Source organism: Synechococcus sp. BS55D (genome assembly GCF_004332415.1).
In the GTDB taxonomy this organism is placed as follows: Bacteria; Cyanobacteriota; Cyanobacteriia; order PCC-6307; family Cyanobiaceae; genus Synechococcus_C.
The window spans coordinates 392,147-408,384 of record NZ_PHQT01000002.1 but is presented as its reverse complement, the minus strand read 5'-3'; the positions used below and the strand labels follow the sequence as shown (position 1 = coordinate 408,384).

At 57.5% G+C, this 16,238-nt stretch carries 14 protein-coding genes; 5 read left to right on the top strand and 9 right to left on the bottom strand.

Features of this window, described 5'->3' with window-relative positions:
* Positions 1-44 precede the first annotated feature (44 nt).
* A complete protein-coding gene (pheT, locus tag CWE16_RS05740) occupies positions 45-2,492 on the top strand; it encodes a phenylalanine--tRNA ligase subunit beta (RefSeq protein ID WP_131593701.1) in 2,448 nt (815 codons plus the stop codon).
* Here the strand turns inward: pheT and rlmD are convergent.
* Positions 2,482-3,864 (bottom strand): 23S rRNA (uracil(1939)-C(5))-methyltransferase RlmD, encoded by a 1,383-nt coding sequence (gene rlmD, locus CWE16_RS05735; protein ID WP_131593699.1) that lies wholly within the window; start codon positions 3,862-3,864, stop codon positions 2,482-2,484. The genes pheT and rlmD overlap by 11 nt on opposite strands.
* 81 nt (positions 3,865-3,945) lie before the next feature.
* On the opposite strand from rlmD, the gene CWE16_RS05730 reads away from it, so the two are divergent.
* Positions 3,946-4,440 carry an allophycocyanin subunit alpha-B gene (locus CWE16_RS05730; protein ID WP_131593697.1) on the top strand — a complete coding sequence of 165 codons (495 nt, stop codon included), beginning with the start codon at positions 3,946-3,948 and terminating at the stop codon, positions 4,438-4,440.
* Between the two features lie 605 nt (positions 4,441-5,045).
* Here the strand turns inward: CWE16_RS05730 and CWE16_RS05725 are convergent.
* Both CWE16_RS05725 and CWE16_RS05720 read right to left on the bottom strand, forming a co-directional pair.
* On the bottom strand, positions 5,046-6,086 hold the full coding sequence (locus tag CWE16_RS05725) for a molecular chaperone DnaJ (protein ID WP_131593695.1): 1,041 nt from the start codon (positions 6,084-6,086) through the stop codon (positions 5,046-5,048).
* 25 nt (positions 6,087-6,111) lie between these two features.
* Positions 6,112-7,683, bottom strand: coding sequence for a DUF3370 domain-containing protein (locus CWE16_RS05720; protein ID WP_236629627.1), 1,572 nt, complete (start codon positions 7,681-7,683; stop codon positions 6,112-6,114).
* Positions 7,684-7,926: 243 nt separating this feature from the next.
* On the opposite strand from CWE16_RS05720, the gene CWE16_RS05715 reads away from it, so the two are divergent.
* Entirely contained in the window at positions 7,927-8,115 is a 189-nt protein-coding gene (locus CWE16_RS05715) for a hypothetical protein (RefSeq protein ID WP_131594107.1), read from the top strand.
* Positions 8,116-8,121: 6 nt separating this feature from the next.
* Here the strand turns inward: CWE16_RS05715 and CWE16_RS05710 are convergent, their stop codons facing one another.
* The 3 genes from CWE16_RS05710 to CWE16_RS12250 form a co-directional block, all read right to left on the bottom strand.
* Positions 8,122-8,763, bottom strand: a complete 642-nt coding sequence (locus CWE16_RS05710; protein WP_131593690.1) for a sigma-70 family RNA polymerase sigma factor — start codon at positions 8,761-8,763, stop codon at positions 8,122-8,124.
* A 140-nt stretch (positions 8,764-8,903) separates the two neighbouring features.
* Positions 8,904-9,749 (bottom strand): ATP adenylyltransferase, encoded by an 846-nt coding sequence (locus CWE16_RS05705; RefSeq protein ID WP_131593688.1) that lies wholly within the window; start codon positions 9,747-9,749, stop codon positions 8,904-8,906.
* Complete coding sequence (locus CWE16_RS12250; protein WP_236629599.1) at positions 9,742-10,314, bottom strand: SpoIID/LytB domain-containing protein; 573 nt, start codon at positions 10,312-10,314, stop codon at positions 9,742-9,744. The genes CWE16_RS05705 and CWE16_RS12250 overlap by 8 nt, the downstream gene beginning before the upstream one ends.
* Before the next feature lie 428 nt (positions 10,315-10,742).
* On the opposite strand from CWE16_RS12250, the gene CWE16_RS05695 reads away from it, so the two are divergent.
* On the top strand, positions 10,743-11,462 hold the full coding sequence (locus CWE16_RS05695; RefSeq protein ID WP_131593684.1) for an SDR family NAD(P)-dependent oxidoreductase: 720 nt from the start codon (positions 10,743-10,745) through the stop codon (positions 11,460-11,462).
* Here the strand turns inward: CWE16_RS05695 and CWE16_RS05690 are convergent.
* Positions 11,444-11,761 carry a DUF2237 family protein gene (locus CWE16_RS05690; RefSeq protein ID WP_131594105.1) on the bottom strand — a complete coding sequence of 106 codons (318 nt, stop codon included), beginning with the start codon at positions 11,759-11,761 and terminating at the stop codon, positions 11,444-11,446. The two genes, CWE16_RS05695 and CWE16_RS05690, sit on opposite strands and share 19 nt — an antisense overlap.
* A 189-nt stretch (positions 11,762-11,950) precedes the next feature.
* Between CWE16_RS05690 and CWE16_RS05685 the strand changes: the two genes are divergently transcribed.
* Positions 11,951-12,181, top strand: coding sequence for a hypothetical protein (locus tag CWE16_RS05685; protein ID WP_131455275.1), 231 nt, complete (start codon positions 11,951-11,953; stop codon positions 12,179-12,181).
* Between the two features lie 24 nt (positions 12,182-12,205).
* Here the strand turns inward: CWE16_RS05685 and CWE16_RS05680 are convergent, their stop codons facing one another.
* Both CWE16_RS05680 and metH read right to left on the bottom strand, forming a co-directional pair.
* Positions 12,206-12,478 (bottom strand): small RNA NsiR4-regulated ssr1528 family protein, encoded by a 273-nt coding sequence (locus tag CWE16_RS05680; RefSeq protein ID WP_131593682.1) that lies wholly within the window; start codon positions 12,476-12,478, stop codon positions 12,206-12,208.
* A 62-nt stretch (positions 12,479-12,540) separates the two neighbouring features.
* Complete coding sequence (metH, locus tag CWE16_RS05675) at positions 12,541-16,176, bottom strand: methionine synthase (protein ID WP_131593680.1); 3,636 nt, start codon at positions 16,174-16,176, stop codon at positions 12,541-12,543.
* Positions 16,177-16,238: the final 62 nt, after the last annotated feature.

Sequence of the window (16,238 nt, the reverse complement as noted above, 5' to 3'; positions counted from 1 at the left end):
GGTGGTTGTGCTTCGTAGGATCACTCACCGTTCCGGTCGTGACGATGCGGGTTTCACTTTCCTGGCTACAGGATTTGGTGCAGGTGAATGAACCCGCCGATGCTCTTGCAGAGCGTCTGTCCATGGCGGGGTTTGAGGTCGAGGAGATTGAGGACCTCACCCGTTTGGCCCAAGGGGTTGTGGTTGGCCATGTCCTTGAGAAGGACTGCCATCCCAATGCGGACAAACTGAGTGTCTGCAAGGTCGATGTCGGTGCAGGGGAACCCCTGCAGATCGTTTGTGGTGCCAGCAATGTGCGTGCTGGGATTCACGTGCCGGTGGCCACAATCGGCGCCGTCTTGCCAGCCGTGAATCTGACCATCAAGGCGGGTGAGCTGCGCGGTGTCTCCAGTCAGGGCATGATCTGTTCGCTCACGGAGCTAGGCCAGCCCAGCACTGTGGATGGCATTGCCATTCTCGAGGATCTGGTCGCGGAGATCCCCTCGCCTGGCACGCCTGTGGCGCCCCTTTTGGGCCTCGATGATGTGGTGCTTGAGCTGGCGATTACGGCCAACCGCCCGGATGGACTTTCGATGGCTGGAATCGCCCGGGAGGTTGCAGCACTCACTGGATCCAAACTCAGCCTCCCTCCACTGCCACCCCCTGCGCAGACCGAGGGGCTCGCTGTCGATCCGGCCAGCACCGCCGCGATGCATCGCGGTGGTGTCTACGCCCTGACCCCAATTGAGGGCATCAAGGCTGGAGCGCCGTCACCGGCTTGGTTGCAACAGCGCCTTCAGAGGGCAGGCATGAACAGTGTGAATGCGGTGGTTGACCTCACCAACCTCGTGATGCTTGAGCAGGGGCAGCCCCTGCATGCCTTTGATGCCGATGCCCTTGAACGGCTCAGCGGACAAGCGGTTGAGACCAGCGACTTCGGGCTTCGCCAAGCTCGCGATCAAGAAGTTTTTCAAGGGCTGGATGGCCGGGAATTGACCCTGGATTCCAGAGCTCAGGTGGTGACCTGTCACGACATTCCCGTTGCCCTCGCTGGTGTGCTGGGTAGTGAGGCCAGTTCGGTCACGGACTCCACGACCAGGATTTGGCTGGAATCCGCGATGTTCTCCGCAGCGTCTGTCCGCAATACGGCCAGAAGTGTGGGGCTGCGAACGGAATCATCCAGCCGTTTTGAGAAGGGCCTTCCTCGTGAGGTCACCCTGCTTGCAGCCCAAAGGGCTTGTACGTTGATCCAGCAGGAACTCGGGGGCAGTTCCGGTTCTACAAGGATGTGCGCTGCATCCCACCAAGAGCCAGAGCCTCTTGCCTTGCGCCGCGATGCCCTGCATCAGTTGCTCGGGCCGATTGAAGGACCCGATGGTCCCGAGGACCTTGAGGATGACGCCATCGAACGCTGTCTCACCGCCCTCGGTTGTGACCTTGTTGTATCCGACGATGGTTGGACGGTGACGGTCCCTCCGTCCCGTCGTTGTGACCTGCTCCGAGAGGTCGATCTCATCGAGGAGGTGGCCCGCCTGGTGGGCTTCGATCGGTTCTGTTCTCATCTGCCTGATCCTCTGCGCCCTGGAGGACTCAGTCCGCTCCAGACCGCGGAGCGGCGGTTGCGTCAGTTGCTGTCTGCTTCCGGATTGCAGGAGGTGACCACCCTGTCGCTGACGGGTCCCTCAGACCAGGATGTGCGAATCCCTATCAGCAACCCCCTTCTGGCGGAGACCAGTCACCTCCGTTCCAGCCTCTGGGAGGAGCATCTACGCATCTGTCAGCGCAACCTCCAGGCGTCACAACCTGGCTGCTGGCTCTTCGAGATCGGCCATGTGTTCTCGGCCGATGGAGATGCTGGCATCGTCCAGGAGTCGAGACTTGGTGCCGTGATCTGTGCGGAGAGGCGACTCGAGCGGTGGTCTAGCAGTGGCAAATCCATTCCCCTTAGCTACTACCAGGCCCGTGGTTTGTTCAGCCCTCTCTTCGAGAGCTTCCACCTTGATGTGCAGGATCGCCCCTTCAGAGACGACGAGCGTCTCCATCCCGGACGCAGTACCCAATTAGTCCTGGAAGGACGTCCGTTGGGTTCGTTCGGTCAACTTCACCCCTTGCTTTGCGAGCGCTACGACCTTCCGGAGGCCACCTATCTTCTCGATCTCGATCTGTCGCGCTTGCTCGAAGCTGCGACGCGGAGCAATCGCTGGATTCCAGCCTTCAAGCCTTATCCAACCGTTCCAGCCATGGAACGAGATCTGGCTGTTGTGGTCAGGCGTGACCAACGGTCGGGCGATCTGATTCAGGCGATCCGTAAGGCTGGAAAGCCATTGCTGGAAAGCGTTGAGCTGATCGATCGCTTCGAGGGTGGTCAGCTCTCTGCAGATCAATGCAGTCAGGCTTACCGAATTCGTTATCGCGGTAAGGATGCAACCCTCACCGATGAACAGTTACAACCTGTTCACGACAAGGTGAGGCAAGCGCTGGTGAAGCAATTCGGAGCAGAGCTCAGGAGCTGATCCGCTTCAACAGTGCAAGGCATTCGAGATGCGTGGTCTGTGGAAAGAAATCCACTGGCTGGAGCCGCTCCATCTTGTAGGGGCCTTCAGGTCCCGCCAGCAACGCCAGATCACGAGCAAGGGTCGCAGGGTCACAGCTGAGATAGGCCATCCAGGCAGGTGGATCGGCCACAATCGTTTCAACAACAGCTGGATCCAGACCCTTGCGAGGTGGATCCACAACGAGCACCTCGTGGCTTGGCAGGGCTTCGGCCAGCAGCTGTTTGACATCTCCAGCCTTGAAACGGGCGTTCACTAACCCGTTGGCCTTGGCGTTATGGATGGCCTGCTCGATCGAGGCCTTGTGGAGCTCTAGGCCAAGCACGTCCATGCCCGCGGCTGCTAACGGGAGTGCGATCGTGCCGATGCCGCAGTAGGCATCGATGACCCGGGCTGATGGCGCGACCTGTTGAAGCCACTGGCGCAACACCATCACGATCCGTTCGGCCTGCAGGGTGTTCACCTGGAAAAACGTGGTGGTAGCCAGGGTGAGGTTGAGATCACAAAAGCGTTCCCGAATCGTTGGCTGACCAGCCAGGGTGCGGGTTTCATCTCCCAGCACGCGATTGCTTCGCAGCGGTTGCCGATTGAGCGTCACGCCCTTGATCTCCGGCCATCGCTCCATCCATTGGGCAGCCAGTCGTTCCACACCCGGGAGCTCCCATGTGCTGCTGATCAAGGTCAACAGCACCTCCCGCGATTGCGTTCCGATCCTCAAGCCCAGGTGGCGAAGACCATCTCCCTGATGAAGATCGGCATCGGCCACCCAACCGGTTTGATCGAGATCCTTCTTGATTGGGTCGAGCAAACAATCCAGTCCTGGATCAAGCACTGGGCAACGATTCAGATTCACCAGACGGTGACTGCCGCGCCTGTAGTACCCCATGCGCAACTGCCCTTCCGCATCCCGTTGAAGCGGGATCAGGGCGCGGTTGCGGTAGCCGAGTGGTTGGGCCTCCAGAGCCAGCAGTTCCTCGACTGGCGAGTTGATGCCACCAATCCGCTGGAGGGTCTGGATCAGACGGTCCCGTTTCCAATGGGCCTGCTTCTCATCGTCGAGATGTTGGAGCGTGCATCCCCCACAGCGGTCTGCATGAATGCACGGAGCCTGTCTGGATCCCTCTGCTGGAAGCAACGTCTCAATTCGACGTCCACGCCACTGGGATCGGCGACGCTGTTGCAGTTGCACCCGGGACACTTCCCCAGGCAACAGGTCGGGTACGACAATCACCCAGCCTTGCCAGCGAGCGATGCCCTCGCCCTGGAGCGTCAGATCCTCACCCTTGAGGGTGATGGTGAGGCCCGGTTCCGGTCGGGGGTCCATCTCGGCCATTGCAAAGGCGTTACACCCGGGCCGATCAGCGCAGCTGCTCGGCCGGAGAGCACTAAACTCATGCTCAGCATGCCAGCTGCCATGAGCGTTGTTCGGGATCTGATCCTGCAGGCCGATGACGATCTCCGTTATCCCACCAGTGGCGAATTGCGTTCCATTGTCGATTTCCTCGGCCAGGGAGCAACTCGTCTTGCTGTGGTTCGGATCCTGACGGACAACGAGAAGAAAATCGTCGATGAGTCAGCTCGACTGCTGTTTAACCGCAAGCCTGAATACGTTGCCCCCGGTGGCAATGCCTACGGTCAAAAGCAACGAGCCCAGTGCCTTCGTGACTACAGCTGGTACCTGCGACTCGTCACCTATGGCGTGCTTGCTGGCAGCACGGAGATGATCCAAAACATTGGTCTCGTCGGTGCCCGTGAGATGTACAACAGTCTTGGGGTTCCGATGCCCGGCATGGTTGAGGCCATGAAGGCCATGCGGGAGGCGTCGCTCGGCCTCCTTTCCGAAGATCAACAATCCTTGGCTTCCCCCTACTTTGATTTTCTGATCCAGGGGATGCAGACCACGACCTGAACTTGATTTCATCTGAAGAGCCGGTGCCTTGCCACCGGTTTTTTTGTGAGCCATGGGTCTTGCGTGTCTCTCCTGAGACTTTTGATAAGTCCCATTGTTATTCCCTTCTGTGACGTCAGAGACTTTCTCTGCTGGGCTGTGGGCTGATGCTGCGATGGGTTGTGGGTGTTCTTCTGCGTATCTGCATCTACAGCAGTAACGCCATGGCTGAAACGACTGCAAATACTGAGCTATTTGCGTTGGCCAAATCTTCTGGACACGCACGAGACGGACTTGGACAGAATTTGACTGCACTATTGGGCGTGGCCTGGGTGTCAACATTGCTTTGTTGCACTTTTGCCGCGAGGGGCTTGCCTGGAGAACTGAGTACAGACTTCTTGCGCGCAGAATGATGGAAAAAATAAATGTTGATCATCAAGCCGTTAGGGGTGGGACGTTGAGATGCCTCGATGGCCCCAGGGTGCTAACCATGTTGAACCGACTGTCTTAGATGAGATTGGCTCTTGGACCTGGCATGAGTCTCGCTTGATTGCCGTGAATACTTGGCTATCTCAGGTACGACACTTGATAGGACTTGTGACGAGTCTCAAGCTGAACTAATTGGACTACTTCTGTCGATAGAGTTCGCGCAGCATCTGGTAGGCCTCATTAAGGCGGCGCATGGCATCGGTGCTGCCACCAGCGTCTGGGTGAGTCTCCATGGCTCTCTGCTTGTAGGCATCTCTGATCGCCCGCAAGGTCAAGGACGCACCTGCCTGGGTTGGTAGTCCCAAGAGTTTCAGGGCTCCATGCACGGTCATGGTGGACTGCAAGGCCTCAAAAGACGTGGTGCGATGGCTGCGTTTGAAGCGATTCACAAACCGACGAATCAATGTCGGCATTCGATGAATCAGATCCGTGGTGGCAAAGGGGTCCTCCAGGACTCCTGCTACCACCATCACCTGGCCGAAGGAGGGGCTTGCGTTCACCCAACCTTCACATCGTTGATCAATCTGTCGTGCCGCTTGAGACCAGGTGAAGGTGCGCCCTTCACTTCCTTCGGCACTCGGCCAGATGTCACGGGCTAACCAGAGCATGGCAGCCTCGAGAACCGTCGGGCCCGGCGTTTGACCGTAGAGATTGAGCCAGTGTTGCAGTGCTTCCTCAGCACAGGCCTGAAGATCCCCAGGGCCGATGGCTGGCAGCAGCAGCGTTTCTTCAGAGCGTTCAGTCTCTTGGGTCCTCTGCTGAAGGCTGTTGCGTAATTGCTTGGTGCTTCGACGAACGAATCCAGGTAGATCAATTCCAGGTTTCTCGTCTCGACTGAAACCGGAGTGTGAAAAGCCTGCAAACGAAGGGTCCTGACCAGGAGGAGCCTGGAGTCCGACACCCTTCTCACTAATCAAGACCAGTGCACAGTCATCGCGATAGGGGGGCGAGTGTTCACTGTCGTTTGGCTCCTTCGTGGCGACACGAACTGGTTCGTCGTGCACCTCCGTTTCTGTTTGGTCTGGGTCACCTGGTAAGAGCTCTTCAAGGAGGCGACTTAGGCAGTCACCACGGGCCCGTAAGCCCCATTCTTCCTTGAGGGAATCGACCCAACGAACAAGATGATCTGGCAGCTCAACGCTGATGCGACGCTTCCCGTCAACTTCAGGTCCCGTCACTCAGCCGACAACGCACGACGTAAGACTATCGGCCCTGTAGGCGCCTGAGCCATTCCTGTTGGGCTCGGATTGCATCTCGATAGCGCTGCTCGAGACTTTGATTCACCCTTTGAGGGAGGATCATGGCCGGAGGCATCGGATTCAGGCCGCTACGGGGAGCGACAAGGACCGGCGGGGGAGGCAGCGGGGTACTTGGAAATGTCTGCCGAGGGCGTGCTGGTTTGCTGGCTGGCGTCGGATTGTTCGGTTTGGGACCGGCTTTGTCCTGCTCTTTTGTCTTGGCGGTCTTGGCGTCCTGAGCGGTTGGAGCATTCAGGGCAGGGGGAGCCTGGGTTGGACTGACGGATCGCCGGCGTGCAGCTTCGGCCTGACGGGCTGCCTCCAGGGATTCTTCACGACGTCGCAGGATGGCGAGCTGCTGGATGGGAACAACACTCAGCAGATGTCCTGGGGTTGCATCCGCTGGATAAACGAGACTGACCCGAACGGGATTCAGTTCGCCGCCTTTCAGATTGAGCTTGGCAATGGGAAGGCTCTGACCCGACTTGAGACCGACATGCACTTCCTGGTAACCCTCTGCGCTCTTGATGCCGATTGATCCTCGAAAGGCGGTGAATGGCGGACGTCCTGAGGCCACAGGGTGGCTGAATACGAGGTCGTAGGGACCTTCGCCGGAGAGGTTGAGATCAATATCAAAGCGCACTCCATAGGTCCCCACATTGTTCACTGCGGAGTCAACCATCCGGGTACTGAGAGCATTCACCTGGATCTCGCGGGTTCCAAAGTGATGCTTATGCGTACTTGTGAGTGGCACATGCAACGGCCCCTGGGCTAAATCATGACGAATCAAAGCTTTGTATTCATCCCCAAGCGCTACGCCAGCGACCCTTGAAAAGACTTTCCCGCTTTTGATTTCAGCAATCCTGTTGAGATAGATACGCCCAGGTGCGAGCATTCCGCGATCGAGGACAGCTATTAACTGTTGCTCATTATCTGTTTCCTCTGCTGCAACAACTGCCATTTGAAAGGGGCCATCACTCGATCCGCGCAGAAGGCCATTGGCAATCCCTCGTGCTGGTAGAACCGTGCTAACAATCACACGCCTGGATCGTGGTGGGATGACAAGCTCCCGAGGCAATCGTCTGTCCAGTTCTCCTCGCAACATTTGCACAGCTGTTGCATCACCAGGGCCTGTATTCCAAGGCCTGGGTCCTAGAGGCTTCACGCCCATCAGCTTGTTGGGGTGGTATGGCGCTTCGAAGCTGTTTTTGACTGATCCTTTGCTGAATCGAAGAGTGACTGGCTGGTCCCCGGGGTTAATCGCAATCGCGGCAATGGTTAGAAGGCCACGCTGGCGTCGTCCACCTAACTTACTTGCATCCCCAGGATAGTATTTGTGATGCATATGAACACCAAACTCTCCATTGAATGTGTAAGTCGCATTCTTTAAAGGTTGGTTTGTTTCAATAGCAATAGCTGAGCCTGGTGCCGTGTTCACCAGTATTCCCGGACCCTCAACAATTTCTGGTTGGTTGGAGTGCAGCACCGGCACGTCGTTGAAGCGGCCGTTGAGCGGTTTTGCCTGCTGGCCAGCCATCAGCGGCACGTAGGCTCGCGCGGGGGCGACCAGGGCTATGTCAGCAGTCGCAATGGAGACGCCCGCCAAGACCAGTAGTGGGATTCGCTGAGACAACCGAGACGGTTCCGGAGGGCGTTGGGCGGGTCTGCAGCCTGCGCAAACCACGCAAGCCCCAAACTTAATCACGCCGCCCATTTCAGCCAAGCCCACCCCCATCAAGCCTGTGGTTTCGCCAACATGGTGGCGATTGAGCCCGTGGTTATGTTCCCTGCCTTTTGCTCCCAGGCCTGTAGTGGTGACTGGCGTCGTCAGCATCAGACGCGCAAGCTGGAGATGCTGCGCTTCTGGCGTGATGGGCTTGAGCGCCAGCTTGCAGCTCTCAACGCCTCCATCCACACACTCCAAACTCAGATCGAACGCGACCGGAACGAGGCTGGCGATCCCAGCTGACTCCGTTCAGGCCATCCCTAGGTCTGAGCAGCGGCATGACAGTCGCTCCAATCCCCGTTTGACGCGTCTGTGAATGGTCATCGCACTCACGCCGAGGGTGCGAGCGGTTTGTCGCAAACTGCGTCCTTGCAAGATCACTGCCTGAATGCAGGTTTGCTCATCCTTGGGTAGACGCTTCAGCTCGCTGATCAGTTGCTCGTAGCGCTCCCAGCGTCCCAGTGAGTGCATCGCTGACTCCTTCTCATCGATGGCGTGCTGGGCGTTGCTTTCATCAAGGCTGACCCAGCGTGTTGGATGGGGCAACCCGCTCAATCCCATGGTCGTTGCGCTCTCCCATGGCTTATCAACACCGTTGCTCTGCCCCCCGGAAGTTTGATCCTGAATTGATCTTGGCAGCCTTACCAATCCATGGCTGTCACGCAGGTAATGCAGGATGGCTCCTCGGATGTGAGGTCTTGCATAGGCACTAAATGGAACACCTCGAGATTCGCTGTAGAGGTTTGCTGCGCGGATCAGTCCGAGTCGCCCGACCTGGATGAGGTCATCCATGTCGACGTTGGTTCTCAGGACGTAATACCGTGCCAGGGGCAAGACGAGGTCGAGATGCTGTTGCACCCGTCGATTTCGCTTGCATTGTTGCTGTTTCATCGGTTTGGAATCGGTCTGCGCCGCGTTGATCAGCGGCCCTTGTTTCAGCGATTCACACCGCGATAGTCCCTGACAACCGTGGAACCACTGCTTTAGGCAACAACAGCCTTAAGCAATAACAGCCTTAAGCAATAACAGCCTTAAGCAATAACAGCCTTGAGCAGTTCCTCAGGTCCATGCCTCTCCAGCCACGCCACGTCAGACTCAGCGGTCGCCAGTAGATATCCGGCAAAGCCCAGACCATTGATGCTGAAGCCTCTGGCTTTCTCTCGATTGCGCAGAATCACCGCCATCCAGGTTGGTGAGAGCAGCAGGTTGTAGGGGTGTCGTGGTGCCGCCTCCTTGGTTGGATCACCAAGACCCAGGTCGACGACCAGATCTGTGTAGAGCCTGTAGAGATCCTGGTCATTGCTGTCCCGAGCTCGAACCCCACAGGAGTGTTCGAGCGCTCCAAGCTGCGCAGCGCCCTCCTGGGCATCGGCTTGATGGCTCAACCGTGTCTCAAACCAGGTTGCTCTTGGACAGATTGCTGTGAGCTTGTTTCTTGGCAGCAGCTGAAGATGCCGATGGGGTTGGCTGGCTCCTGCCAGCGGGCCACTGTTGAAGAACCACAACCCTGTCGTGTCTTGATCAACACTCTGCACGGCTTGCCAGTCCTCTTCGTTCAGCCAACCCGTTTGCGCCGCCCACTGCCGTGTGATCAACAACATGTGACCCCGTTGCACGGGATACTTGTTGAGAATCAACATGTGACCCCGGCCAACGCCTTCGACTTCCAGGTCTGGATCCCATGGCCTGAATGGATTGGGTTTCGGTCCGGCTGGTTGCAGATGGCGGGGCAGGTGGCTTTGAAGACGCCGGCATTCGAACTGAGAGGCCCAGGATCCCAGGCTCACGATCTCCGTCTTCAGTGGTTTGAGTGCACCGCACTGCTCGGCTTCATCACTGCGTTCAAGAGCCGCTTTCCAAAGTCGTTGCTCAGCCATCAGCCTTGAGTCGAGCGATTGATGCTCCCTGGTAGAAGCGGCCAAGAATCTCATTGAAGGCCAGACCCTGTTGCGCGAGCTCCTGGGCACCGTGCTGGCTCATGCTCGCCCCGAGGTGGCCATGGGCTTCCGCGCTGATCTCACTCGTGGATGCATACAGGCTCTCCACGAGTCCTCCTCGGTAACTCAACACCATTCCACGGGTGGCATCGGTGGCTGATCGTGTCGCCTCTGATTCACTGCTCAATCCTGAAAAGGCCTGCCAGCGGGTTGTGTCTCCAAGGTTGTAGATCGAGCTGGCGGGTCGCACCAAATGCACCAGGGCGTAGGAACGCGCTGCAACGGCCTGCGCTTTGAGGGCTTCCTTCTTCCAGTGGGATGGCATCTCTGCGCCCACCACGGAGGCAACGTATCGCTCCAGATCCAGCATGTTCACGGCCAGCCAACCTGCACCCTGCCGATGCAGCGTGATTCGACCGGTGTAGGCCTTTCCATTCACCTGAATGGTGCTGCCAGGATCCGTTTGGCAGAACCAAGGCTGACGATGGCTATCACCGCGCAGCATGCTATGCAGAACGGTTGATGAGAGGAGCTGGCCGGATGTGGTCAGACAGCTTGCACCTTGTGCAATCACAACGCTCTGGACTGGATATTGGCTGAGCAATGCCACACGAAGGGCTGGATTGAGGGAGCTGGAGGCTGGTGGGACCCGGGGTACGGGGTAGCCCCTCCCCACCGTTTTTGCTGCCTTAGCCACCGTTGCTTGATTGGCGCTCGCCTGTGATGGGCTTTCCCCCTGAAGCAGCGCATCCAAGAGTGGCTCCTGGTCCCTGTCAGCTCCAAGATCAGCAGGCGCTGCCAGCTGGTCAACAAGCCGCCAACCTATGCCTGCGCTGCTGATCAGCAGGATGAACAGGGCGAACCTGTGCCCGTGGCGTGGCATGAATCCATCACGGAAGCACAGCCATCCTCGCTGACCAAATAATCATCGTCATGTCCCTCAGTCGTTGGAACGGTTTGGCCCTGATCGTGGGGGCAGGCGGAATTGGTCGTGCCCTGGCCTCTCAGTTGCGTGAGCGTGCACCGGGTTTGCATGTGGTTCTGTGCGGTCGCCAGCAGGGCCCTGGGGTCGCCTGGGAGCTCGATCTAGAGCAGCAGGACTCCCGCTGCGACTTAGCCCCGCGGATCGCTTCCTCTGGGCTTCCTCTGCGCCTGGTGATCAATGCTTCGGGTTGGCTCCATGATCAACACCATCAACCTGAAAAGCGACTGCAGCAGGTTGATGCCGATGCCTTGCTGAAAAGTTTCTCGATCAATGCGATGGCTCCGCTCCTCCTAGCCAAGGCCGTGGAGCCATGTTTGCTGCGCGATCACCCCTTTCACTTCGCCAGCCTCAGTGCCAGGGTCGGCAGCATTACCGATAACCGCAGTGGTGGTTGGTATGCCTATCGAGGTGCCAAGGCCGCGCAGAACATGTATCTGCGCTCATTGAGCCTTGAATGGGCTCGACGTTTCCCTTCGGCCTGCGTCACCCTCCTTCACCCTGGGACCACAGACACAGCTCTCTCCAGACCATTTCAAACCTTTGTAGCTGCCGATCGACTCTTCAGCCCCGAGCGGGCAGCTGTCCAGCTTCTCGATGTTCTCTCCCAGCAGACGCCTGAACAAAGTGGTGCCTTCCTCGCCTGGGATGGTCAGTCGATTCCCTGGTGAGCGTGTCCCTTGAGGACCTCCAGTGGGATCAGGTCCAGGGTGCTGCGTTCGGTGGCCGCCAAGCGCACCAGCGGTGCCATTCCGTCTTCATAGGCCTGCCGCCAGCGTTGAGCACACACGCACCAGTGGTCCCCCGGGCGTAGTCCTGGAAAGCCAAAGGCCGTCACAGGGGTCGACAGATCATTCCCCTGAGCCTTGCTGTAGCTGAGAAAGGCTTCGGTCATGACGCAGCAGACGCTGTGCTGCCCCAGGTCAGAGCTCTCGGTGCGGCAATGGCCATCGCGAAACCAACCTGTCATCGGTTCACAACCACAAATCTCCAAGGGTTGCCCCAGAACGTTGAGATCTTCCGTGCTGGACTGGTTTTTCACGGTTGATGTGGGTGGATTCCGGCCTGGAGTCTGCCGAATGAATGGCACATTGCGCGACAAGGTGGTTGACGGATCCCGGGGGCGAGGCGTTAAAGGTCAATCAGTTATGCCCCCTCGATGGACTGGGAGTTCACTGAAGACGCGGCCTTCATGGCCCTTTGCGACGCCTTTCGCGAGAGCGGCGAGAGTTCCGCTATTGAGTTCCTGGCCAATGGTGAAGGGGCATTCCATTTCCAGGAGCTCTCTCAGAATGCCGCTGGCGAGGGGCTCGATCTCAGCGATTCCGATGATCTGGAGGCTTTTCAGCAGGAAGTGATCGACACCATGGAATCGCTCTGCCAGGACTGAGAGGGCCTGGCACGCTCAACCAACTCAGCCGTAGAAGAAGCTGATTTCCTTCTCCTTGAGTCCGTCCCAGCCAGCTTCGATCAATCGTTGGTTGAGGGTCTCTTGGTCGAAATGCTTGGCACCTGTTCTCACCACGCGATTGCGCATTGATTTGCGGACACCACTCCGCTTCCTTTGCCCTTCCTTCTCCATGACATCGCGGTAGAGGTTGAGCATGGCTTCCGGTAGCGGCGTGCCGTCGAGATCGATCCCCGCATCAATGGCGCGGTCGATGGCATCAGGTCCACTGAGATCCATGGAAGGGAAGCGAGAAAACGAGCCCAGTCTGGATTGTTAGCCGGGAACGGCGAGAGAAGGCGTCAGGCGCTGAAATATCGGGCTTTGCTGTGGAGAGCCACCAAGGCCGTGGTGCTCTGCTCCGGGTGGAGTTGCTCGGAGTCATCCATCTGCAAACCAATGCGGTCTGCTCCGAGCCATTCCAGTTGTTGACGCGAATCGCCGACCGTCGGACATGCCGGATATCCAAAGGAGTAGCGGCTGCCTCGATAGCGCTGGGCCAGCACCTCACGGATTGGCATCCCATCCGGATCCTGGAAGCCACACTCGCGACGGATCCGTGCATGGGTCCACTCAGCGAGGGCCTCAGCCATCTGCACCGACAATCCATGGAAGAACAGATAGTCGCTGTAGGCATCGTTCTTGAAGAGCTGTTGGCTGAATCGGCTGGCTTCTTCTCCCATCGTCACCGCTTGCATGGGAAGCACATCGCTGGGACGTCCGCCTTCCAGGTCCCTAAAGAAATCGGCGATGCAATAGCGGTTGCCGCTGCGTTGACGTGGGAGATCGAAGCGACCGAGTGTTGTCGAACCGTCTTCGGCAAAAACAATCAAGCTGTTGCCGTCACGACCACAGGGGAAATAGCCATAGGCCACTGCCGGTTGCAAGAGATGTTCCTCGCGGATCCGATTCAACCAGTTCTGAAGAATCGGTTCTGCTGTTTCCTCAAGTTGCGCCTCATAGTCCTCCCGGCTTTGCTCTTTGGTTTTGCGCATCTGCCATTGGCCAGCGAATAAGGCCTGACGATCGAGATAGGCGATCACTTGCTCGAGTGGGATATCAGGCTCCCCTTGAAGCAGATGTGAGCCCAGGAACGGGGGCTTGTTGGCGGTCTCAGCAGGCACGGCATCCGAACGCTCAGTGCTGAGGGGTTGTGGATCAGGCGATGCACCGACGGTCATGGCGGGTTGGGCCGACGCGTCCGCCTCACCATCAATGGCTTCACGGTCGTCGGAGAATCCATTGGCCGCCAGGCCAACGCCCTCGGGTATTCCATTCAGGAATCCCTGATGATCATCCCAGGAGCCTTCGCTGCGTGCACTGACAAAGGCATCCATAAACCGTAAGTCGGTGAATGCGTCACGGCCATAAACCACCTTTCCTTTGTAAACCTCACTGCAGTCTTTGTTGACAAAGCGTGGGGTCAGAGCTGCGCCACCAAGAATTACTGGAACGCTGATACCAGCCTCGTTGAAAGCTTCAAGGTTGTCTTTCATGAATGCTGTTGATTTAACCAGCAACCCACTCATGGCAATACAATCAGCCTGATGTTCCTGCTGAGCAGCAATGATGGCTCCTACATCTTGCTTGATCCCTAGATTAATTACTTCATAGCCATTGTTAGTGAGGATAATGTCGACAAGATTCTTGCCAATATCATGCACGTCCCCCTTCACAGTTGCGATCAAGAACTTCGCCTTGGCTGAGCGCTTGCCATCCGTTTTCTCCATGTGCGGCTCCAGGTAGGCGACAGCCGCTTTCATGGTTTCTGCGGATTGGAGCACAAAGGGCAATTGCATTTGCCCAGAACCAAACAGATCGCCCACGACCTTCATGCCATCCAGCAGGTAGGTGTTCACGATTTCAAGGGGTGCGTACTGTTGCAGTCCTAGGTTGAGAGCCTCCTCGAGGCCGATGCGCTCACCATCGATGATGTGCTGCTTAAGGCGCTCTTCAATGGGAAGGTCTGTCAGGGAGGGGCCCGATTGACGTGCCTCCTTCGCGCTGACACCCTCAAATAAAGTGGTGAGTTCAGTGAGGGGGTCGTAGCTACAGACGCCACCTTCGAACCGTCGTCGATCAAGAATCAGGTCACGGCAGACCAGTTGATGCTCCTCGCTGATCTTGATCAGAGGCAAGATCTTTGCTGGAGAAACGATTGCAGCATCCATTCCTGCCTCACAACAGTCATGAAGGAAGACTGAGTTGAGACTGATTCGTGCTGCGGGCGAGAGACCGAAGCTCACATTGGAGACTCCCAGCAGCACATGAACGCCTGGCAGTTCTGAACGAATGCGACGGATCGCTTCAATAGTTTCGAGGCCATTGCGGCGATCTTCTTCGATGCCCGTGGAAATTGGCAGCGCTAACGGGTCATAGAAAATTTCCCGAGCTGGAATTCCATACTCAACGGCATCTCGATAGGCGCGTTTGGCAATGGCCACCTTCTTGTCTGCTGATCGTGCCATCCCTTCTTCGTCAATCGTGCCAATCACGACGGCAGCGCCATAACGACGGGCTAGTTCGAGAACCTTGAAAAACCGTTCATTTCCATCCTCATAGTTTGTCGAGTTGAGAATGCACTTGCCGCCAGCAACTTTCAAACCCGCTTCCATCTTTTGCCACTCAGTTGAGTCGAGCATTAACGGGAGGTTGATGTTGGTGACAACGCGTGAGACCAGCTCGTGCATATCACGTTCGCCATCACGCCCCACGTAGTCAACATTCACATCGAGGATGTGAGCATTTTCCTTGACTTGTCCCCTGGCAACAGCGACCAGGCCATCCCAGTCTTCTGCATTCAGAAGTTCCCTTACCTTCTTGGAGCCACTTGCATTCAAGCGTTCTCCGATGATCAGAAAAGAATTGTCTTGGTGATAGGTGGTGGCTCCATAGATCGAGGCTGCAGCCGGTTCATAGCTCAACTGGATGCGCTCCATGGCGCTATGACGCGATGGACGCTCAGCAGCCTTGAGATCTTCAGCAAGCTCAGCAAGCGCTTGGATATGTGCTGGCGTTGTGCCACAACAACCACCAATCACTTGCACACCAAGATCTTCGACGAAGTGCATCAGCTGCATCTTCAGCTCCATGGGTTGCAGCCGGTAGTGCGCGACCCCCCCCACATTCTCTGGTAAGCCGGCATTGGGGATGCAGCTCACCACAAAGGGGGACTGCTCCGCCAGGTAGCGGATGTGTTCTTTCATCTGCTCCGGTCCTGTGGCGCAATTCAGGCCAAGGATGTCGATCGGAAATGGTTCAAGGATTGCAACAACAGCGGCAATATCCGATCCCACGAGCATGGTGCCCGTGGTCTCCATCGTCACCGACACCATCAGTGGCCGCCGTTCACCGGCCTTTTCGAAGGCCGCTTCTATGCCTTGGAGAGCGGCCTTGATCTGCAGCACGTCTTGACATGTCTCGACGATGTACAGATCAACACCCCCGGCCAGCAATCCTTCCGCCTGCTCCTGGTAAGCCGAACGCAAGGTGTCGAACTCGATATGACCCAGCGTTGGGAGCTTGGTGGTTGGCCCCATCGATCCAGCAACAAACCTTGGCTTAGCTTCCGTGCTGTACTCATCAGCGACAGCTCGGGCTAGTTCGGCAGCCCGTTGATTGAGCAGGAAGGCCTGATCCTCGAGTCCGTATTCAGCAAGGACCACGGATGCAGCTCCGAAGCTGTCGGTCTCGATGACGTCACAACCCGCTTCAAGAAACTGACGGTGCACCGCCTGAACCGCATCTGGTCTCGTGATCACGAGGTTCTCGTTGCAGCCTTCAAGTTCTGCGCCGCCGAAATCCTCTGCAGTCAGGTTCAACTGTTGCAGGGAGGTGCCTGTGGCACCGTCAAACACGAGCACCGGCCGATCAGGGGAATGCAACCGGGTCAGAAAGCGGCTCGCAGCTGTCGTCGGCGCCACCGTGTCTGCCTGCATTCCCCGTTTGCGTTGCTTTAGGCATCCTATGAAGCCCACCTTGAACGCTGGAGCTGGCGACA